The sequence below is a fragment of the Streptomyces sp. NPDC002574 genome, assembly GCF_042889545.1.
Lineage (GTDB): Bacteria > Actinomycetota > Actinomycetes > Streptomycetales > Streptomycetaceae > Actinacidiphila.
Genome location: NZ_JBIARB010000007.1, coordinates 525,934 through 546,403 on the forward strand (window position 1 = coordinate 525,934; position 20,470 = coordinate 546,403).

At 73.2% G+C, this 20,470-nt stretch carries 17 protein-coding genes; 7 read left to right on the forward strand and 10 right to left on the reverse strand.

Features of this window, described 5'->3' with window-relative positions:
- Window positions 1-6 precede the first annotated feature (6 nt).
- From ACFYXS_RS19980 to ACFYXS_RS19990, 3 genes are all read right to left on the reverse strand, one after another.
- Window positions 7-339 (reverse strand): rhodanese-like domain-containing protein, encoded by a 333-nt coding sequence (locus tag ACFYXS_RS19980; protein ID WP_389249812.1) that lies wholly within the window; start codon window positions 337-339, stop codon window positions 7-9.
- A gap of 48 nt (window positions 340-387) precedes the next feature.
- The gene (locus ACFYXS_RS19985; RefSeq protein ID WP_389249814.1) at window positions 388-1,200 is read right to left on the reverse strand and encodes a hypothetical protein; all 813 of its coding nucleotides are present in this window, start codon (window positions 1,198-1,200) and stop codon (window positions 388-390) included.
- Between the two features lie 265 nt (window positions 1,201-1,465).
- A complete protein-coding gene (locus tag ACFYXS_RS19990) occupies window positions 1,466-2,860 on the reverse strand; it encodes a DUF2252 domain-containing protein (protein ID WP_389249896.1) in 1,395 nt (464 codons plus the stop codon).
- A gap of 197 nt (window positions 2,861-3,057) precedes the next feature.
- Between ACFYXS_RS19990 and ACFYXS_RS19995 the strand changes: the two genes are divergently transcribed.
- Window positions 3,058-5,556 (forward strand): SpoIIE family protein phosphatase, encoded by a 2,499-nt coding sequence (locus tag ACFYXS_RS19995; protein WP_389249816.1) that lies wholly within the window; start codon window positions 3,058-3,060, stop codon window positions 5,554-5,556.
- 38 nt (window positions 5,557-5,594) lie between these two features.
- Here the strand turns inward: ACFYXS_RS19995 and ACFYXS_RS20000 are convergent, their stop codons facing one another.
- Window positions 5,595-5,981 carry a winged helix-turn-helix transcriptional regulator gene (locus tag ACFYXS_RS20000; RefSeq protein ID WP_389249818.1) on the reverse strand — a complete coding sequence of 129 codons (387 nt, stop codon included), beginning with the start codon at window positions 5,979-5,981 and terminating at the stop codon, window positions 5,595-5,597.
- A gap of 129 nt (window positions 5,982-6,110) precedes the next feature.
- Between ACFYXS_RS20000 and ACFYXS_RS20005 the strand changes: the two genes are divergently transcribed.
- The gene (locus tag ACFYXS_RS20005; protein WP_389249820.1) at window positions 6,111-6,728 is read left to right on the forward strand and encodes an FMN-dependent NADH-azoreductase; all 618 of its coding nucleotides are present in this window, start codon (window positions 6,111-6,113) and stop codon (window positions 6,726-6,728) included.
- A gap of 137 nt (window positions 6,729-6,865) precedes the next feature.
- Here ACFYXS_RS20005 and ACFYXS_RS20010 read toward each other — a convergent pair whose 3' ends face one another.
- The 4 genes from ACFYXS_RS20010 to ACFYXS_RS20025 all read right to left on the reverse strand — a co-directional run bounded on the left by ACFYXS_RS20010 (window position 6,866) and on the right by ACFYXS_RS20025 (window position 10,771).
- The gene (locus tag ACFYXS_RS20010) at window positions 6,866-7,441 is read right to left on the reverse strand and encodes a TerD family protein (RefSeq protein ID WP_389249822.1); all 576 of its coding nucleotides are present in this window, start codon (window positions 7,439-7,441) and stop codon (window positions 6,866-6,868) included.
- Between the two features lie 131 nt (window positions 7,442-7,572).
- The gene (locus ACFYXS_RS20015; protein ID WP_389249824.1) at window positions 7,573-8,241 is read right to left on the reverse strand and encodes a TetR/AcrR family transcriptional regulator; all 669 of its coding nucleotides are present in this window, start codon (window positions 8,239-8,241) and stop codon (window positions 7,573-7,575) included.
- 92 nt (window positions 8,242-8,333) lie between these two features.
- Complete coding sequence (locus ACFYXS_RS20020) at window positions 8,334-9,545, reverse strand: helix-turn-helix domain-containing protein (protein ID WP_389249826.1); 1,212 nt, start codon at window positions 9,543-9,545, stop codon at window positions 8,334-8,336.
- Window positions 9,542-10,771 carry a PucR family transcriptional regulator gene (locus tag ACFYXS_RS20025; protein WP_389249828.1) on the reverse strand — a complete coding sequence of 410 codons (1,230 nt, stop codon included), beginning with the start codon at window positions 10,769-10,771 and terminating at the stop codon, window positions 9,542-9,544. Before ACFYXS_RS20025 ends, ACFYXS_RS20020 begins: the two co-directional genes overlap by 4 nt.
- A 394-nt stretch (window positions 10,772-11,165) precedes the next feature.
- Between ACFYXS_RS20025 and ACFYXS_RS20030 the strand changes: the two genes are divergently transcribed.
- The 4 genes from ACFYXS_RS20030 (at window position 11,166) to ACFYXS_RS20045 (ending at window position 15,490) form a co-directional block, all read left to right on the forward strand.
- Window positions 11,166-12,431: an ABC transporter substrate-binding protein gene (locus ACFYXS_RS20030; RefSeq protein WP_389249830.1), complete on the forward strand. Its 1,266-nt coding sequence runs from the start codon at window positions 11,166-11,168 to the stop codon at window positions 12,429-12,431.
- A gap of 173 nt (window positions 12,432-12,604) precedes the next feature.
- Window positions 12,605-12,832: a ferredoxin gene (locus ACFYXS_RS20035; RefSeq protein ID WP_389249832.1), complete on the forward strand. Its 228-nt coding sequence runs from the start codon at window positions 12,605-12,607 to the stop codon at window positions 12,830-12,832.
- On the forward strand, window positions 12,822-14,216 hold the full coding sequence (locus ACFYXS_RS20040) for an NAD(P)/FAD-dependent oxidoreductase (RefSeq protein ID WP_389249835.1): 1,395 nt from the start codon (window positions 12,822-12,824) through the stop codon (window positions 14,214-14,216). Before ACFYXS_RS20035 ends, ACFYXS_RS20040 begins: the two co-directional genes overlap by 11 nt.
- Before the next feature lie 38 nt (window positions 14,217-14,254).
- Entirely contained in the window at window positions 14,255-15,490 is a 1,236-nt protein-coding gene (locus ACFYXS_RS20045; protein WP_389249837.1) for a cytochrome P450, read from the forward strand.
- On the opposite strand, the gene ACFYXS_RS20050 is transcribed toward ACFYXS_RS20045, so the two are convergent.
- Window positions 15,429-16,373, reverse strand: a complete 945-nt coding sequence (locus tag ACFYXS_RS20050) for a helix-turn-helix transcriptional regulator (protein WP_389249898.1) — start codon at window positions 16,371-16,373, stop codon at window positions 15,429-15,431. The genes ACFYXS_RS20045 and ACFYXS_RS20050 overlap by 62 nt on opposite strands.
- A gap of 171 nt (window positions 16,374-16,544) precedes the next feature.
- On the opposite strand from ACFYXS_RS20050, the gene ACFYXS_RS20055 reads away from it, so the two are divergent.
- Window positions 16,545-17,321: an SDR family oxidoreductase gene (locus tag ACFYXS_RS20055; protein WP_389249839.1), complete on the forward strand. Its 777-nt coding sequence runs from the start codon at window positions 16,545-16,547 to the stop codon at window positions 17,319-17,321.
- Here the strand turns inward: ACFYXS_RS20055 and ACFYXS_RS20060 are convergent, their stop codons facing one another.
- Window positions 17,322-19,268, reverse strand: coding sequence for a hypothetical protein (locus tag ACFYXS_RS20060; RefSeq protein ID WP_389249841.1), 1,947 nt, complete (start codon window positions 19,266-19,268; stop codon window positions 17,322-17,324).
- Window positions 19,269-20,470: the final 1,202 nt, after the last annotated feature.

Below are 20,470 nucleotides of genomic sequence, written 5' to 3' on the forward strand. Positions count from 1 at the left end.
GCAGGCTCAGAGCACGAACGCCTGGTCGCCGCCGTCCGCCACCAGCGGACGGCCCGCGGCCTCCCAGCCGAGCATGCCGCCGTCGACGTTCACCGCGTCGATCCCCTGCGCGAGCAGGTACTGCGCGACCTGCGCCGAACGGCCGCCGACCCGGCACACCACGTGCACGCGGCGGTCCTCCGGCAGCTCCGCGAGGCGGGCCACGACCTCACCCATGGGGATGTGCACCGCGCGCTCGGCGTGCCCGGCGTTCCACTCGTCGTGCTCCCGGACGTCCAGCAGGTAGCCGTCGGCCGGCACCTGGGCGGGGTCCACCGCGGGCAGCTGGGCGTTGAACATGGAAAGGACTCCTTCGATAGGGCGTGCGGTCCGACCGTACCCCGGACGCTACGCGGGGCCCTTCTCGGACCTGACGAGCTCCGCGAGCCGCGCCTCACGGTTGGCGACCTGGTTGAGCAGGCTCTCGGCGATCTCGTTCAGCAGGCTGTCCGGATCGTCCGGGGAGAGCTTCATCATCTGCGCGATCGCGCTCTCCTCCAGCTCCGCCGCCGAGGCGGCGAGCTGCTCCTTGCGCTGCGCCAGCCACTCCAGCCGCGCGTAGAGGACCTCGCCCTCGCTGGGCTGCTCCTCCTCCGGCACCGGACCGGCCTCCCACTCGGCCGCCAGTTCGCGCAGTCGCTCCTCGTCGGCGTACGCGTACGCCTCGTTGACCCGGGCGATGAACTCGCTGCGGCGCTCCTGCTCCGCCTCGTCCTGCGCCAGGTCCGGGTGCGCCTTGCGGGCCAGCTCGCGGTAGAGGCGCTGAGCCTCCTTGCCGGGCCGGACCCGGCGCGGCGGGCTGGGGTCCTCGCTGGGACGGACGCCGTCGGAGCCGAGCAGCCCCCCGAACAGTTCCTCGACCCCCGGCATGGGCATCACCAGGGCCCGGGCCTCCCAGGCGCGGCGGATGTCGTCCCGGTCGCCGCTCTTGGCCGCGACCGCCTCGGCGATCAGCGCGTCGAGCTCGTCGAGCCGGGCGTACATGGGTCCGAGTTTCTGGTGGTGCAGCCGGGAGAAGTTCTCGACCTCCACCCGGAAGGTCTCCACCGCGATCTCGAACTCGATCAGTGCGCGCTCGGCGGCCCGCACGGCCTGTGCCAGCCGGTCCTGCGGATCGGAGGAGGCGGCGGCGGTCGCTTCAGTGCCGGAGGTTTTCTTCACCGGTCCAGCCTACGAGGCCGAACGGGTGCCGGTCACAAGGTCCGTGAGCCTGCTCACGCCCCGCCCGCCCCCTCAGCGCGCTCCCGTGCGCTCCGGCGCGCGCCCCGCGCACGCAATCGCGCCCCACCGCCCCGCCGGTATCCCTGCGGGCCCGTGCCCCCGGAACGCTCCCCGACCGCCCCCCAGGCCGCCCCCCAGGCCGCCCCACAAGCGCCGCACGAGCGCACCTGCACCGCCCCCGCACCAGCCACCTCGGCCCGCGGCCTCAGATCCCCGTCTCCGCCTCGATCCGCCCCGCCCGTACCGCCGCCAGCAGCTCCGCGTGGTCGGCCTCCGTCCGGTCCGCGTACGCGACCGCGAAAGACGCCACTGCCTCGTCCAGCTGCTCCCCCTTGCCGCAGTAGGCCGCGATCAGCCGCGGGTCGGCATTGTGCGCGTGCGCACGGGCCAGCAGCGCCCCGGTCATCCGCGCGTAGTCGTCGATCAGCCCGGCCCGCAGCGACGCGGGGTCGACACTGCCCTTGCGGTTGCGGAACTGCCGCACCTGGTACGGCCGCCCCTCGACGTCCGCCCACCCCAGCAGGCTGTCGCTGACGACCTGCATCCGCTTCTGCCCCAGCACCACACGCCGCCCCTCGTGCCCGGCCACGGGCGCCCCGAAGCCGGCCCGCGCCAGGTGCGGCACGAGCGCCGACGGCCGCGCCTCCTTCACCTGGAGCACCAGCGGCTCCCCGTGGTGGTCCAGGAGCAGCACCACGTACGAGCGGGTGCCCACGCTCCCCGTCCCGACCACGCGGAACGCCACGTCGTGCACGGCGTACCGGGACAGCAGCGGCCACCGGTCCTCGCCGACCGTGGCCAGATAGCCCTCGACCGACAGGGCGCCCGCGACGGCCGTCGCCTCCGCGTCGGGCACCCGGCGCAGCACCGGCGGCGCGTCGACGAAGCGCCGTCCGCCGCCCCCGTCCGGCTCGGTGGCCCGGGCGGCGAACTTGGCGCTGGTGTTGCGCCGCGCCTTCTCGCCGACACGGCGCAGCGTGCCGGCCAGGTCACGGGCGTCGGCGTGGGTCACCAGCTCCTCGTCGGCGATGGCGTGCCAGCCCTCCATCACCGGCAGTTTCGCCAGCAGCCGCATGGTGCGCCGGTACGCGCCGACCGCGTCGAAGGCCGCGCCGCGGCAGATGTCCTCGTCCGCGCCGGCCTCGCGTCCGGCGAGCACCAGGGAGACGGCGAGCCGTTTGACGTCCCACTCCCAGGGGCCGTGCACGGTCTCGTCGAAGTCGTTGATGTCCATGACCAGGCGGCCGCGGTGGTCGCCGTACAGGCCGAAGTTGGCGGCATGGGCGTCGCCGCAGATCTGGGTGCCGATGCCGGTGACCGGGGTGCCGGCCAGGTCGCCGGCCATGAGCCCGGCCGAGCCGCGCAGGAACGCGAAGGGGCTCGCGGCCATCCGCCCCACCCGCAGCGGCACGAGCCCGGGGATGCGCCCCTCGCCGGAGGCGAGCACCGATTCCACGGCTCCCTGGCGGCCGTCCTCGGGCGCGAGCTCGGCGTGCGACTCCCGCGGCACCCTCTGGCGCAGGGCCCGGCCCTCCTGCCGGGGCGCGCCGTCGTGCGGCCACCTCGCGAATCCCGGGATGTGCGGAATTCTGTGCTCCACCTGCTGCACCTGCTCCACGCGCCTCTCCACCCCTTCGGGCCATGCCCGGTTGGTCACTCCTGGGGGCAATCTAGCCATTTACCGGACCGCGTCCGTTGTTTCATGCTTGCCTGAACACGAACGAACCGACCCTGATTGCCCCTTCAGCCTTCCGCGCCGAACCGCAGCCGAACCGCAGGTACCCGACGTTGGATGAGATGACCAGGCTCCCTGCCACCTCCACCACCACCGCGCTCGCGGCCACGGGCGTCTCCGCCCTGCTGCGCCTCGCCGTCGTGTGCGTCGACCCCGACGGGGACATCTCGTACTGGAACCGCGGTGCCGAAGAACTCTTCGGGCACCGCTGGGAGGGCGTTTTCGGCCGCCCGTCGACCGGTCTGCTGCCGCATGCCCCGGGCGCGGCCGGACCGTCCGGACCGGCGGCACCGCCCGGCCGGTCCACGGCCACCGGGCAGGACGTGCTGGAGCTGCTGGACGACCTCACGGAGCCCGCGTGGGCGGGCAGCGTGCCCGCCACCGACCGCGACGGCGCCGTCAAGGACGTGATGTGGTGGTCGTACCGGATCATGGAGCCGGCCGGCCGCAGCCTGCTGCTGATCGCCGCCAACGCCCGCCCGCTGCGCGACACCGGCCCGCGGCTGGCGCTCGGCGACCGCCTCCTGCCGTACACCGCCGACAGCTCCGCGTTACGCGGCGGCGTCCGGATCGCCGCCCGTCTCGCCCCGGTCCCCGATCCCGGGCACGCCGGGCTGCTGGCCGGCCGGCTCGGCTCGGTGCTGCCCCGGGTGAGCGCGGGCCGGCTGGAGCGGATCATGCAGCAGATCGTCCCGCTCGGATATCCGGCGGTGGAGGTCGACGGCGCGCTGCCGCTGCCCGTCCTGCCCGAGGAGTACGAGGCGGGCGCGGTGCGGGCGGCGCCCGCCAACCCCGGCACCGGCCGTACGGCCCGGACGACTCGCCCGGCGTACCGCGAGCTGCTCCCCGGCCCGCGCGGCGACGGGACGACGCCGCCGTCGCTCGCCCCGGCACCCGCGCCCGGACACGTGCTGGACGAGCAACTGGCGCTGCTCCGCGAGACGGGTGCCAAGGTCGGTTCCACCCTCGACCTGGAGACGACGGCGCGGGAGCTGTGCGCGGTGACCGTGCCGCGGTTCGCCGACTTTGCGGCGGTGCTCGTCGTGGACCAGTTGTTCTCCGACACGGAGCTGCCCAAGGACGACCGGGCCGGGGACACGATCATCGCCCGCCGGGTGGCGGTCGCGCACACCGCGGCCACCCCCGGCTCGTGGGCCGCCGCCCTGCCGGAGGGCGAGCTGATCCCGCTGCCCGCCGACAGCACCCCGCGGATCGGGGACCCCCTGGTCGTCCCGGTGATAGACCCCGCGATCGCCCAGGACATCGCCCTGGACCTGGGGGTGCCGGGGCTCGGGCCGCTGCTGCCGGAGCGCTCGATGATCGTGGTGCCGCTGACGGCGCGCGGCACGGTGCTGGGCCGGATGTGCTTCCTGCGGCACCCCGGCCGGCGCCCCTTCGACGCCAAGGACGCCGCGACGGCCTCCGAGGTGGCCGCGCGCGGCGCCGTCCACCTGGACAACGCCCGGCTGCACCGGATGGAGTCGCGGGCCGCGGCGACGCTGCAGCGCAGCATGATGCCGACCCGGCCGCCGCGGCTGCCCGGGGTGCGGATCGCCCACCGGTACATGCCCGGGGACCGCCAGGCCCAGGTGGGCGGCGACTGGTTCGACGCCATCCAGCTGCCGGGCGGCCGGGTCGCGCTGATCGTCGGCGACGTGATGGGGCACGGTCTGCTGTCGGCCGCCGTGATGGGCCAGTTCCGGACCTCGGTGATCACCATGGCCGCCCTCGACCTGCCGCCCGCCCAGCTGCTGCGCCACCTGGACAACCTCGCCCACCGCCTCGGCGCCGAGCATCTGGCGACCTGCGTGTACGCGGTCTACGACCCGATCCACCGCACCCTGACCCTCGCCAACGCCGGTCACATCCCGCCGGTGCTGTCCCGGCACGACGGCCGCAGCGAGCTGCTGCAGATCCCCAAGGGCGCCCCCATCGGTGTGGGCGGGGTGCCCTTCGAGACGGTGGAGATCCCGGTCCCGGACGGCAGTTGGCTGGTGCTGTGCACGGACGGCCTGGTGGAGGTGCGCGGGCAGGGCATAGACGCCGGCCTGGCAGCGCTCTGCGCCAACGTCATCGAGCCGCAGCAGACGCCGGAGGACGTCTGCGAGCAGATCCTCAGCCGGGTGCACTCCGACGACCGGCGCGACGACGTGGCGCTGCTGGTCGCCAACTTCCAGGGCATCCCGTCGCAGGACGTCGCCGAGTGGCAGCTGTCGATGGACCCCTCCGACGTCCGCAGGGCGCGGGCGCTGACCCGTGCGCAGTTGGCGGAGTGGGGGCTGGAGGGGCTCGCCGAGCTGACGGAGCTGCTGGTCAGCGAGCTGGTGACCAACGCTCTGCGGGCCGCGTCGCACGAGGTGTCGTTGCGGTTGATGCGGGTCGGCAAGCTGCTGGTCGAGGTGAGCGACGACGACCACAACCTGCCGCAGCTGCGGCGTGCGGACGCCGACGACGAAGAGGGCCGCGGGCTCGCCCTGGTGAGCAACCTCTCACGGCGCTGGGGCACCAGCCGCAAGGCCGTCGGCAAGGTCGTCTGGTTCGAGTTGCCGCTGCCCTCCTGAGCCTGCCGCCGGCCTGCCCCGAACCGGGGCGGCCGCGATCAGCAGGCGCCGGAACCGAGCTCGCTGCAGGGGGACTCGCCGGGCAGGTGGTTCTCGGCCCAGCGGCCGAGTTCGCCCAGGGCCGGGCCGAGGGCCTCGCCCGCCTCGGTCAGCCGGTAGCTGACCCGCAGCGGAGGCCCGGAATCCACCTCGCGGACCACTAGCCCGGCCTCGGCCAGCTCCGTGAGCCGGTCGGAGAGCATGCGCTCGCTGATGCCGGGGATGGCCCTGCGCAGTTCCGCGAAGTAGGCCGGCCGCTGGGTGAGGACCGCCACGACCAGGCCGGTCCAGCGCTTGCCGAGGAGCCCGAAGACGCGCGTCAGCCCGCTGTCGACGCGCGCGCACTGCTCCGGCGGATGGTCCGCCTGCTCGATCCCCTGTGCCATGCCCCCACGATACCGCCCTTGTCACTAGCAGCTGCGGAAAAGTAAGCTCCTGTGATAGCTATAGCTCCACACGAAGCTATAGCTGCGAATCTTTCATTCAAAGCGAAGTAAAAGGAAGCGAGCACCCCCATGCCCACGCTGCTGCACATCGACTCGTCCATCTGGCCCGCCGAGGGCTCCACCTCCCGCGACGTCGCCGCCACCTTCCGCAAGGAGTGGGAGGCCCAGCACCCCGGCGGCGAGGTGATCTACCGCGACCTCTCCGCCGAGCCCGTGCCGCACATCGACGCCGCCTCCTACACCGCGGGCGCCGAGCACCCGGTCCGCAACGAGCTCGCCGACGAACTGGAGCGCGCCGACGCCGTGCTGATCAGCGCGCCGATGTACAACTACACAATCCCGTCGACCCTGAAGGCCTGGCTGGACCAGGTGATCATCCTGGGCCGCACCGCGGGCGAGCACCCGTCCGCGGCCGACACCCCGGTGGTGGTCGTCGCCAGCCGCGGCGGCGGTTACGGCCCGGGCACCCCGCGCGCCGACTTCGAGTTCGTCACCAACTACATGGAGAAGGTGCTCACGGCCGGCCTCGGCATCAAGGACCTGCACTTCATCGTCCCGGAGCTGACCCTTGCCCGCGTCGTGCCCGCGATGTCCGGCCTGATCGACCTCTCCGACGCCTCCAAGGCCACCGCCCACGAGCAGGCCGGCGCCAAGGCCAAGGAACTGGCCGCCCGCATCGCCGCCTGACCGCATCGCCGCCCGACCGCGGCACGGAGACCGGCCGCGGCACCCCCGAGCCGCGGTACCCCCGACACGGCGAAGGGCCGCGCGGCAGAAGCCACGCGGCCCTTCGTCCGTACGTGCGCCCGCGAGGGCGCGCGGCGTCAGAGGTTGACGCCGAAGTCCTGTGCGATGCCGCGCAGGCCGGAGGCGTACCCCTGGCCGACGGCGCGGAACTTCCACTCCGCACCGTTGCGGTACAGCTCGCCGAAGACCATCGCGGTCTCGGTGGAGGCGTCCTCCGAGAGGTCGTAGCGAGCGAGCTCGTTGTTGTCGGCCTGGTTCACCACGCGGATGAACGCGTTGCGGACCTGGCCGAAGGACTGCTGGCGGCTCTCGGCGTCGTAGATCGACACCGGGAAGACGATCTTCTCGACCTCGGCGGGGACGGTCGCCAGGTTCACCTTGACCTGCTCGTCGTCGCCCTCGCCCTCACCCGTGAGGTTGTCGCCGGTGTGCTCCACCGAACCCTCGGGGCTCTTGAGGTTGTTGAAGAAGATGAAGTGCTTGTCGGAGACGACCTTGCTGTCCGCGTTGACCAGCAGCGCGCTCGCGTCGAGGTCGAAGTCGGTGCCGGTGGTCGTGCGCACGTCCCAGCCGAGACCGACGGTGACTGCGGTCAGTCCCGGCGCCTCCTTGGTCAGCGAGACATTGCCGCCCTTGGAAAGGCTGACACCCATGGGATCTCCCTGCTCAATCCGGCGCGGGCCGCGCCCCTTGACGATTCCTTTGCCCATCGCCTACAACGGGCCGCCGCGCCGCCGGGTTCCCGGTGGCGCGGCGCTTCACCTGAGTGCCGCAGCCGGGCCCGTCACAGCGCCCGTACGCTCTCCAGCTCCGCCGCGAACAGCACCGCGGGATCGAAGCCCATGCCGGTGAAGTGGCCGGCGAGTTCCAGGGAGAGCACGCCGTGCAGCCGTGTCCACACCGCGAGCGCCCGGCGCAGGCCCGCCGCCGGGGCGGGGTGGCCGCCGGCCCAGTCGCGGTGGGCGGCCAGGTGCTCCTCCAGGGCGGAGGCGGCGGGGGCAGGGGAGCCCGAGGACGGTCCGGCGGGCGGTTCCGCGCAGGCGTCGAGCAGCGTCGCCATGATCTCCCGGGCGATCCCGGTGATGTCGTCGGGCGCCTGGTAGCCCGGCACGGGCGTGCCGTACACGAGGAAGTAGCGCTGCGGGTCCTCCAGGGCCCAGCCGCGCAGGGCGTGCGCCGGGCCGGGGAGCCCGGGCTCCGCCCTGGCGGCGGCCGTGAAGGCGTCGGCGAGGCTGCGGTAGGCGTCCCGGATCAGCTCGGTGATCAGGTCGTCGCGGCCGGCGAAGTAGCGGTAGAGGGCCGGGCCGCTCATGCCCATCTGCTTGGCGATCGCGTTGAGGGAGAGCGCCGAGGCCCCCGCCGCGGCGATCTGCTCCCAGGCGCGTTCCTTGATCTCCGCGCGGACCTGGCTGCGGTACCGCTCCCGCGGGGTCGTCGTTCTCGGGTCCGCCATGGTCCGCCGCCTTCCGTCCGTCACGTCACCGGGGCCACTCGTGAGCTATACCCGCACAGCGAAGTGAGAACCTATCACCCACCGGGCGCCGCTCAGGCGGCGTCCGTGCGCAGGACGTCCAGGGCCAGCGTCAGGTCCACCAGGTCCCGGGGGTGGGTGAGCCGCCGGCCCGTGAGCAGTTCCAGGCGGCGCAGCCGGTTGAGGACGGTGTTGCGGTGGCAGTCCATGCGCTCCGCGGCGGCGCGCGGCGATCCGTCGCAGTCCATCCAGGCCGCGAACGTGCCCAGCAGGGAGTCCCGTTCCTCCTCCGGCAGGTCCCGCAGCGGCCCGAGCACCCGGCCGGCCAGTTCCCCGGCGAACAGCCGGTCCGAGGCGACCAGTGCGTCCGGGATGCGCTCCTCCCAGAGCGCCACCTCCCCGTCGGCCGCGCAGGCGGGCAGGGCCAGTTCGGCCAGCACCCGGGAGCGGTGCAGCTCCGACAGCCCCGCCACCACCGGCCCGACCCCCGCCCGCAGCCCCGGCACCGTCCGCAGGTACGACGCGAACGCCTCCGGCGGCCGGTCCCCCAGCAGCACGACGAGGAACTCGCCCGCCCCGTCCCGCGGCACCCGCAGCAGCCGGCTGCCGGTGCCGGACACGGCCGCGGGAACCGCCGCGCGGACCGCGGTCCTGGCCGTGGTCGCGGCGACCGCGAAGCGGCCGTCCGCGGGGACACCGAGGGCCTGCGCCGCGGCGCGCACGGCCATGGCGTCCGACCGGCCGTCCAGGAGCGCCACCAGCAGCGTCGCGGCCGGCGGACCGCCGGCGACCGTGTCGTCGTCCGGCGTCTCGCGATAGGCCTCGGCCAGGATCGCGGCATTGCGTTCCCGGAACCCCCACATCCGCGGGGCGACGCGGACCATGAGGGTCAGCCGGCCGGGGTCGTGCGCGGCGACGGTGTCCACGAGCTCCTGCCACAGCACCGCGCCGCCCACGGACAGGACGTGCTGCAGCAGTTCCGGCGGCATCCCCAGCGCGGCCTGCCGACGGCCCACCATGCCCATGTGCAGGGCGGCGGCGACGTCGCAGCCCGGGTCGACCAGCCGGTCCAGGTGCATCCTGATGATCGTCGCGAAGCCCTCGGGCGAGCAGTCGGGATTGTCGGCGTGGTCCATGAACCCGGGGACCTCGGTGCGCAGCCGCTCCGTGACTCTGGCCGCCAGCTCGTCCACCCGTCCCCGCATGCGCTGCGCCGCCTCCCGCAGCAGTGCGCTGGCGGCGGCCTCGTCCCGGGCGGTGGCCGCGTCCTCGGTGCGGACGCTCATCGGGCCTGCCGCCCGGAGGCCGGGGCGATGCGCTCGGCGTCCAGGGCGAGCGCCAGGTGGACGACGTCGTGCGGCCGGGACGGCGAGCGGCCGGTGAGCTGCTCCAGCCGGTGCAACCGCCGCCGCAGGGTGTTCGCGTGGCAGAACAGGGCGGCCGCGGCCCGCTCCACGGAGCCGTCGGAGTCCAGCCAGGTCTCCAGGGTCTCCAGCAGGAGGGTCCGCTCGCCGGGGTCCACCGCCCGCAGCCCGCCCAGCACGCCGGAGGCGACCTCGGCCGCCACCTCGGGACGGCGGGCGAGCAGTGCCGCGGGCCAGCGCCGGTCGAGGAGCGCCACCTCCCCGTCACGGGTGCAGGTGCGCAGGGCCAGTTCGGCGAGGTCCCGGGCGTGCCCGGCGTCGGCGAGCCGCGCCACCTGGGGGCTCAGGCCGGCCCGCGCCCCGTCCGGCACGCCGAGCGCCGTCGCGAAGTCGCCGATCGGCAGGTCGCCCAGCTCGGCCAGGAGCACCTCGCCGCCCAGCGGGAAGGTGCGGCGCACCCGGACCCCGGCGGGGGTGCCGCTGCGCGCCGGTCCCGGCCGCGGGCGGCGCGAGGTGTTGCGCACGACGGCGACCGCGAAACGGCCGGTCTCCGGGAGGTCCAGCGCCCGCGCGGTCTCCGCGACGTCCTGCGGGCCCACCCGGCCGGCCAGGAGCGCCTCCAGCGCCCGGCGCCCGCGCTGGCGGTGATGGGTCGCCTCGGCGCGGGCCCGCCCGTAGGCGTCCGCCATCAGCCGGCTGTCCCGTTCGAACAGGTCCCAGACCTCCGCCGCGGCGCGGGCCATCAGCTTCGTGCCGTCCGGCCGGCGGTCCTCACCGGCACGCACCAGGGACAGCCACAGCTCGTCGCCGCCGGTGCGGTAGGCGCCGATCATCGACCGCAGCGGGAAGTCCTGCCAGGCCCTGCGCTCGCCCACCCACGACTGGTACTCGGCGGACACCGTGGAGTGCCCCGGATCGGCGAGGGAGTCCAGCACCGCGGCGACGGCGCCGCCCGCCTCCTCCCGGAACCCGGGCGGTACGAGCCCCGCCTCCCGGTAGGCCGGGTGCCGCTCGCGTATCCGGTCCACGATCCGGTCCGCCAGCGGCACAACGCGTTTGCGGACCTCGCGCGCCGCCACCCGCAGCAGGTCGGCGTGCTCGTGCCCGTCCGCGGCCGGGACGGGGCGCGTCGGCGCAGGGGCGGTCATCCGGTCCTCCTCCCGGTGCCCTGGGAGCGGCAGTCCGGGGGCCTCACGCGTTTCTACCCGTCACACGACCGGGCCCGGAAGGCAACCGACGCAACCCTTACCCATTCCGACGGGGATCTCCGCAGGTCACCAGGGATCTCCGCAGGTCTCCGAACACGCTGTCGACCCCGGGCGGCCCGGCCGGCGCACCGCGCCCGGCCCGCCGGTGACCGGTCTCCGCGGTGGCGCTGCACAGTGCGGCACCCCCGCGGTTGGGAACCGCGACCAGAAACGGTCCCGACCCTCGCCCGGCCGCCGGGGATCTCTTCCCATGGAGGCTCCGGTCGAGCGGCTCGTCCCGAGCTCTCCCGGCGGCGTCGGCGCCGACGCCCGTCCCCCTCAAGGAGCACCTCCCGTGACCCGGAAACCCCTCGGTTCCGCCGTTGCCCTCGCGGCAGCACTCGTCACCCTGCTGGCCGGCTGCGGCAGCCTGGAGGCCGCGTCGAAACCCGACGACGGTCCGGTCGACAAGGCCGGGATGACCATCGGTCCCGGTATCACCCCGAATGCCATCCAGCTCGGCGTCCTCACCGACCTGTCCGGCCCGTACGCCCCGCTGGGCCGCTCGGTGCTGCAGGCCGAGCGGCTGTACGTGGACCAGGTGAACGCCTCGGGCGGCGTGTGCGGCCGCAGGCTCAAGCTGCTCGTCCGCGACCACGGCTACAGCGTGGACAAGGCCGTCGTGCAGTACATGAACATGGAGCCGTCCATCGCGGCGATGCCCGGACTGCTCGGCTCGTCCATCATCAACGCCCTGATGTCCGACATCGGGACGGACGAGATCATGACGATGGCGCTGGGCTACTCCTCGACGCTCCTGGGCCAGCCCACCCTGCAGACCATCAGCGCCACCTACGACATCGACATGATCAACGGCCTGGACTGGGCGACGAGCACGTACGACCTGAAGCACGGGGACAAGGTCGGCTACATCTACCTGAAGGGCGACTACGGGCACAACGCCCTGCGCGGGGCGAAGTTCGTCGCCCACGAGAAGCGGCTGAAGCTCGTCTCCCGCGAGATCTCCGAAGAGCAGGACGACGTGAGCGCGCAGGTGCACGACCTGGCCGACGCGGGCGTCAAGGCCGTCCTGATCACCGCGAGCCCCGAGCAGACCGCCTCGGCGGTCGGGAGCGCCGCCGCGCAGGGCCTGCTGGTCCCGTTCCTGTCCAGTGCCGCAGGTTTCCACCCGCAGATGCTCAAGAGCCCCGCGGCGCCGGCGGTGCTCAGCATGCTGCACCTGGTCGCCCCGACCCCCGCGCTGACCGACCACGCCCCCCAGATCGAGAAGCTGGTCGAGGACTACCAGAAGCAGTACCCCGGCCAGCCGCTGGACCAGGGCGTGGAGAACGGCCACAACACCATGGCGGTCGCCGTCCAGGACCTGAAGGAGGCCTGCGCCGACAAGGACCTCAGCCGGGAGGGCATCATCGCCGCGCACCGCAAGCTGACCGGGTTCGACCCCGGCATGGGCCCGGCGCTGGACTTCTCCGACCCGTGGCGGCCGAGCGCCACCCAGAGCTACATCCTGAAGCCGCAGGACGGCGTCCCCGGCGGCCTCGTCGACGTGAAGGGCCCGTTCAAGGTGGCCGCGGTGGAGCAGTACCTCTCCATGATCTGACCCTGTCCGCCGGCGACGGCGCGGCCGCCGGGCGGCCGGTCCGCGTCCCGCCGACGGCCCCTCCCGCGTTGCCGGTGCCCGGACCCGGGGAAATCCTGGACCCACGACCGGTGGCCCCCGCGACAGCGGGGTCCACGCGGCCCACGCGGCCCACGCGAGGAGTGGATGTCCAGATGAGGCTCGTCGTCGATCTCAACCGCTGCCAGGGATTCGCGCAGTGCGCGTTCCTCGCCCCCGACGTCTTCGTCCTGCACGGCGAGGAAGCCCTGCTGTCCACCCCGGAGTTCGACGCCACGCAACGCGAGCAGGTCGAACGGGCCGCGGCCGCCTGCCCCGTCCAGGCGATCCTCACCGACTACTCCGACGAGCCGACGAAGGGGGTCGAGGTCCGTGTCGGCTGAGACGGAGACCGCCGCGCTGCGCCGCAAGGGCCGCATCGTCGTCGTCGGCGCCTCCCTGGCGGGACTGCGCGCGGCCGAGACGCTGCGCGCCGAGGGCTTCACCGGGTCGCTGACGATCGTGGGCGACGAGCGGTACGAGCCCTACGACCGGCCGCCGCTGTCCAAGCAGGTGCTGCTCGGCCGCGTGCGCGCCGAGGGGACCGCGCTGCCCCGGCGCCGCGACGTCGACGCCACGTGGCGGCTGGGCGTCACCGCCGCCGGCCTGGACCGGGAGGCCGGGCGGGTGCGCCTCGACAGCGGGGAGGACCTCGCGTACGACCGGCTGCTGATCGCCACCGGGGCCCGGTCGCGGCCCTGGTTCCACCCGGACCAGGCCGCCCTCGACGGGGTGTTCCTGCTGCGCACCCGGGACGACGCCGCGCGGCTGTACCGCAAGCTCGCCGCACGTCCCCGGCGCGTCCTCGTGGTCGGCGCCGGCTTCGCGGGCTCCGAAGTCGCCTCCGCCTGCCGGGAACTGGGGCTGGAGGTCACGGTCGCCGAGCGCGGCCCGGCCCCCTTGGTGGGCGCGCTCGGCGGGGTGGTCGCCTCGGTCGCGACCCGGTTGCACCGGCGGAACGGGGTCGACCTGCGCTGCGGTGTCACCGTCACCGGCCTGGAGGGCGACCTGGCGGGCCGGCTGCGGCGGGCCCATCTGTCCGACGGCTCGTCGGTGGACGTGGACGTCGCGTTGATCTCCCTCGGCGCCACCCGCAACACCGAATGGCTCGCCGGCTCCGGGGTCGCCGCGGGACCTCGCGGCATCGCCTGCGACGCGGGATGCAGGGTCTTCGACGTCAACGGCATCGTCATCGACGACATCTACGCCGCCGGCGACGTGGCGCGCAGCCCGCACCCGCTCTTCGGCTACCAGTTCCTGTCGCTGGAGCACTGGGGCAACGCCGTGGAGCAGGCCGGGATCGCGGCGCACAACATGGTCTCCGCCGGACCCGACCGCCGCCCCCACCTGTGGCTGCCCAGGTTCTGGTCCTGCGCGTTCGGCGTCAACATCAAGTCCGCGGGCGTGCCGACGCTCGGCGACCGGATGGTCATCGCCCAGGGGGCCCTCGCCGACGACCGGTTCGTCGCCGTGTACGGCTACCGCGGCCGGGTCATCGCCGCCGTCTCCTTCAACGGCGGTCGCTGGCTCGGCTTCTACGAGGAGCAGATCGAGGCCGCCGCGCCCTTCCCCCCGCCGTACCGCTCGGTCGACCGCCGCACGGAGGGACAGGAGCCCGTCGATCCCGGCTTCCCGCCGCCCGGCCTGCCCAGCCACAGCGCCACGGTCACCCTGACCGGCCACTCGCCCGACGAGCGGCGTGTCGAGTTCGTCGCCCCGCGGGCCTGAGCACCGGCCCCGGACCGTCCGGACCCCAGGAGAACGCCATGCCGCTCGGCACCATGTCCCTGCAGATCACCGACTACGCCAACCGCGCCGACCCGTACCCCCTCTACGAGGAGCTGCGCGCGACCCCCGTCGCCGCCCAGGACGACGGAAGTTACCTGGTCAGCACGTACCACGAGGTACGGAGCCTGGCCAACGACCCCCGGCTGAGCAACGACGGGCGCAACCGCGCCCCGGGAGCCGGCGGCGGCCTGCCCGACGAGGAGGAGGGCACCGCGCTCCCGCCGAGCTTCCTCCACCTCGACCCGCCCCGGCACGACCGGCTGCGCTCCGCGGCGATGAAGCCGTTCGGCCCCCCGCACAACCCCCGGTTCCTGTACGACATGCGCGGCGAACTCACCCGCATCGTCAGCGGTCTGCTCGACGACCTGGAGGGCAAGGAGGAGATCGACGTCGTCGACGAGTTCTCCTACCCCCTGCCCGTCACCGCCATCTGCCGGATCCTCGGCGTACCGCGCGAGGACGAACCCCGCTTCCACGGCTGGGCCGACACCACGGCCTCCGGTCTCGACCCGCGGCCCGGCGAGGACGCCGCCGAGCGCCGGCGGGCCGCCCAGCAGGCTCGCGCCGAACTCGGCGCCTACCTGGGGCAGCTCATCGAGGAGAAGCGCCGCCACCCCGACGGCGCCATGCTCTCCTCCATGGCCCGTGACATCGGCCCCGGCGGCGCCATGTCACCGGCGGACCTGGTGTCCACCGCCGTCCTGCTGCTGATCGCCGGCCACGAGACCACGGTCAACCTGATCAGCAACGCCACGCTCACCCTGCTGCGCCATCCCGACGCGCTCGAACGTCTGCGCAACGAACCGGACCTGATCGTCCCGCTGGTCGAGGAGGTGCTGCGGTACGAGCCCCCCGTCCAGTTCGCCCCGATCGCCACCGCCCTCGACGACATCGACATCGCCGGCACCACGATCCCCAAGGGCGCCCCGGTGTGGTTGATGCTCGCCGCGGCCAACCGCGACCCGCGGCGCTTCGAGGACCCCGACCGCTTCGTCCCCGACCGCGAGGACAACGAGCACCTCGGCTTCTACACGGGCATCCACTACTGCTTCGGCGCCCCGCTGGCCCGCATGGAGGCCCAGATCGCCCTCACCGAGCTGTTCCGCCGCGTCCGCAACCCCCGCCTGCTGGAGGACCCGCCCCCCTACCGCTTCAACCCGGTCCTGCGCGGCCCCCGCCACCTGCGGGTGGCGATCGACGGGGTGGTGGCCTGAGCGCGGCGTCCGCCCGCTGTCCGGTACCCGGCACGTCGCTGTCGGGTGACGTGCCGGCGGAGTCGGCCGACTCGGCGGGTGGGAGCGCGGCGAGGAGCCGCAGTCTCTCGTCGCTGTCGCTGCCCTTGTCGGGGTAGTAGACGACGAGGATGACGTCGTCGATGGCGAGTTTGTCGCGGTGGAGGCGGAGTTCACCGACGACGGGGTGGTTCACCGTGGTCGTGCCGCCGTCCAGGCCGCGGACGTCGTGACGGGCCCACAGCGTGCGGAACCGCTGACTGGACAGGGCGAGCTCTCCGACGAGTTCGACGAACCGGGGGTCGTCGGTGTCGTCCCCGATGGTGGTGCGCAGGGCGGCCACGAAATCGGCGGTGGCTCTTGTCCAGTCCTGCTGGAAGGCCTGCTCCTCGGGGTCGAGGAGGAGGGACCGCAGCCGGTTCTCGCCGGGCCGCAGGCGCGGGGAGAGCGCGACCGCCATGGGGTTGGAGGCCAGGACGTCGAACGCGCGCCCTTCGACGAACGCGGGGATCTGCAGGTGCGCCAGCAGCTCGTGCACCCTCTGCGGCACGTGCTCGGGCCGCCGGCGGCGCGGCGCCTTCGGGCGTGCCGCCGAGAGGCCGAGCAGGTACGTCCGCTCGATGTCGTCCAGCTGCAGGACGCGCGCGAGTGCTTCGAGGACCTGCGGCGAGGGGTTCTTGTCCCGGCCGCGTTCCAGGCGCAGGTAGTAGTCGGGGCTGATGCCGGCGAGCAGCGCGACCTCCTCGCGGCGCAGGCCCGGCACGCGGCGGTTGCCGCCCGGCGGGATTCCCGCCTGCGCCGGGGAGACCAGCTCACGCCGGGCCCGGAGGTAGCCGCCCAGCCGGTTGGATTCCTCGTCCCTCATACGGCCCATACCGCCACCGTAATGCGGTGCACCCGCCGCAGCGGGGGCCCTGGCAGGACCAGGGAAGACGGGGGCCCTCCCGCATCGCGCGGACGCCGCCGAGACTTCGGTGGCACCGTCCGCGCCGCGGGTTCGCACGCCGACGGCGCTCCGACCTGAAGGGAAGAAGCCATGGATCTCTCCGACCGCACCGTCCTCGTCGTCGGCGGCACCTCGGGAATCGGGCGGGAGCTGGCCCGCCGATTCGCCGCCGCGGGCAGCACCGTGGCCGTCGCCGGCCGCAGCCCGCAGGCCCTCGCGGAACTCGCCGGAGAAGGCTTCGGCACGTTCGGTGTCGACGTCACCGACAGTTCCTCCGTCGCGTCCCTCCGTGACGCGGCACTCGCCCGCCACCCCGGGCTGGACACCGTGGTGACGATGTCGGGCGTCATGCTCCTGGAGGACCTGCGCGACCCCGCCCACTTCGAGGCGGCGGAGACGACGATCGACACCAACCTGCTCGGGACCGTCCGGGTCGTCGACGCCTTCACCCCGCACCTGCTCCGGCGGGGCGCCGGCACCTTCGTCACCGTCACCTCCGGCATCGCCTTCCTGCCGTTCCCGCCCATGCCGAGCTACGCCGCCTCGAAGGCCGCCGTGCACGCCTACTCCGAGGCACTGCGCGCGCAGCTCGACGGCACAGGCGTCGGCGTCGTGGAGCTCGTTCCCCCGGCCGTCGCCACGGCGGGCCAGGAAGAGGTGAACCCGCACGCGCTGCCGCTCGGAGAATTCGCCACCGAGGTCATGCAACTGCTCTCGCAAGAGCCCACCCCCCGCGAAATCCTCGTGAAGGGCGTCCTCATGCACCGCTGGTCCGAGCGCGACGGCACCTACGACGACCTCGTCGCCCAGCGCTCCAAGGCCCTGGCCATGCTCCCCGGCCGCCAGGACCGGCCCGCCGGCCGGTGATCAACGCACGGTGACGGGCCTCGTGGTGGCCGAACCGCTGGTCCAGCCGGTGCGGTGCGCGATGACCGTCACGGTGATCTTCTTGCCCCTGTCGGCCTTCGCCGCGACGTAGGTGGACTTGGTCGCGCCGCTGATGGACGCGCCGTTGCGCTTCCACCGGTAGGAGTAGGAAGTGGCGGCCGGTGACCAAGTGCCGTGGACCGCAGTCAGCTTGTAGCCGACCTTGGCCGTGCCCCTGACGGACGGGACGGCCGTGGCCTTCAGGGCAGGGCCGACCGTGACGGCGAGGGCGGGGGAGGTCGAGTTGACCGAGCCGGCGCCGTTGCCGACCGTGATCCGGCACGCCACCTTGTGCTGGTAGTCGGCGGAGGTCAGAGTCCAGGTCTTTCCGGTGGCACCGGAGACGACCTTGCCGTCACGCAGCCAGGACCAGGCGGCGGTCGCGTGGTACCCGCTCCAGGCAGCGGAGCAGGTCAGCCTGGAGCCGGCACGGGCCGTCCCGCTCACGGCGGCCTTCGCGGTGATCTGCGGCTTTGCCAGCAGGGTCTGCGACTGGGCCCACATCTGAGAGGTCCTGCCGGAAGACTCGTACGTCGCCTTGCGCCACACCACCGTGGCCCGGCCATCGGGGCCGGCCGCCACCTCGCCGGTGAGGGCGTCGTCGTCGGGGACGTCGGCGACCGGGGTGCTGTCGAGGGTGGCGGCCTTGCTCCACGTGCCGTTGACGCGGACCGCCCACTGCAGGTAGTGGTCGTTGCCGTTGTTGATGCTCGGCGTCTGCGGCCACACGACGTGCACGGTCCCGTCGGCGCCTATGGAAGCGGAGACCTGCCCTTCGACGTAGCCGGTGGACAGCGTCTTGGGCGCGGACCAGGTGCGGGTGCCGGCGGTGCGGGTGACGGCCTGCACGATCGGTGTGCCGGCGCCGGCGCTCCAGTGGGTCCACACATAGGTGATGTCACCGTTGGGGGCGGTCAGCGGGCCGCTGTTGTCGCCGTCCTCGATGTCGGCCACCGCGATCTGGGGGGCGCTCCAACTCCCCGTCGGGGAGGTCCTGGTGGTGGACTTCAGGTCCCCGCCGTTCCCCCACATGACGGTGGTGCTGTCCTTGGCGTCCATCGTCACCTGCACGTCGCCGGACGGGCTGCCGGAACCGGGCAGGACCGCGGCACCGCTCCAAGTGCCGTTGGCCGAGGGGCGGGTACTGGTGCGAATGATGCGTTCGCCGGTGAACTGGTCGTACTCCTCCCAGCCCGCGGTCGCCGCCCCGTCGGGGGCCACCGCGAGCGCGATGTCCTGGACAGAGGCCGTGGAGACGGAGCCCAGCGGCTTGGGTGCGGACCACGCCTGGGCGCCCGGTGCCCGGGTGGAAGCCATCAGCTGGTAGTTCCGCAAACCGTCGCCCTGATCCCACACGGCGGTGAGAGTGCCGTCGGCGGCCGCGGCCAGGCGGGGTGTGGACATGTCCAGCCCGTGCCAGGTCGCCAGCGTCGCCGGGTCCGACCACTGGCCGGCCGCCGGGTCCCACGTGGCGGCAACAGCGACGACGTCTGTGCCATCGCCGGTCCGCCAGGTCACCACGCCATGCCCGTCGGCGGTAACGGCCAGAAGCGCCTCGGCGTTCTTTCCGGTGTCGGTCAGCAGCGTGTGCGCAGGGGTCCACGTGCCGCTCTCGGCCGGCTTGACGGCGACCCGCAATTCCCAGGTGGCGGCGTCGGCGGCCTGGTCGCGCCACAGGGCGAACGCAGTACCGTCGCCGGCCACCTTGACGTCGATGAGACTCTGCCGGCCGCCCGCCCCGGTCAACGCGACCGGCGTGCTCCACGGGCCGGCCGTGGCCGTGTACCCGGCAGCGACCGCGGGGAAAGCCGGACCCAGCGAGACCACGGCCATCGCCGCGGTGAGCGCCACAACGGCGGCTCTGGATCTGCGTATGTTCAGTGCCACGACGGCTCCTGTTTCGGACGGGCATTCGTGACGCCCGGCAACGCTTGCGACCTTGGAATGAGAAGAAGAAGCGGCCTCACCCGCGATCGACCAGCGGGTGTTCGATCGGGCACCGCCCTGGGGGTTCACGCCCGGCCGTGAAGTACGGCGGCGCAGCAACCCGTCATAAGCCGATGAACAAGGACGCCGGGACCACGTGATCCCCGTCGGCACGCGCAGCGCTGAACCGCGGTCGCCTGCCCGTGCACCGGGCCACCGAACACGACACCTGATCCGACCCGCCCTCTACGCCGTCACGACGGCCACGTCCGACGTCGGCATCATGATGACACCACCCGATCCGGGCCCGAACTCCCGGTCACCGCAATGCCGGGACGACGGCACGCCCGGCCCCGAAGTCCCGCCCGCACCCGTCCTCGGCCTCTGCTTCGACAAGCCGGAGAGCGGACCGGATACAACGGTCTGAAAACGATCTCCCGGCTCCGGAGCGGGGTCGGAGGCCCGGCTGCCCCGCGGAGGGACCGCGCCCGCAACGACTTCGACCTCGTCGAAGGCACCTGGTGCGACCCGTCCGGCACGTGGACGCCGATCGGCCACCTGACGCCCGCCACCTGAGTGATGCATCACACACGAAGATCGCCTTCACGAGAAAGCCCCCTCGCCGACCGGCACCGGCCATCGAGGGGGCTCCGAGGTGTGAGAGAGGCAACGACCGGCCGATCCGATCCGCCCACTCGCGATCGACGCAAAGAAGCGGGCCTCCCCGGTGACTTCCGTCACCGGGGAGGCCCGCTTCATCTGTGGGGTACCGACGAAATGCGCTGATCAGGGGTTTTCATCCCACCAGCGAAGATCGTTTCCCGCGTACATCAAGATCGTTTCCCAGAGGCCGGCTCACGCGCTGCATGAACCGCGACGGCCGCCCCGTGAGCGCGCCCAGAATCCGAGCCTGCGTACCGCTCTCGACTCGTGAACCACTCACCCATCCCGTCGAGCAGACGTTTCAGGCGGCGCGGTCCTGCCCGATCCGAGGGCGGAGATGCCTCGCAGACCGACGACGATGACGCGCTCGCCGTCTGGTCTCGTCGTTCAGCAGCTATGGGCCGGGGGGGTGCCTCTATGTCCTTCGGCAAGCCTGAGCTGGTCATGCGACGGTTGTTTAGGAGAGGCGCGGTTCGTAGAAGGTTCCGTCTCGGAGCATC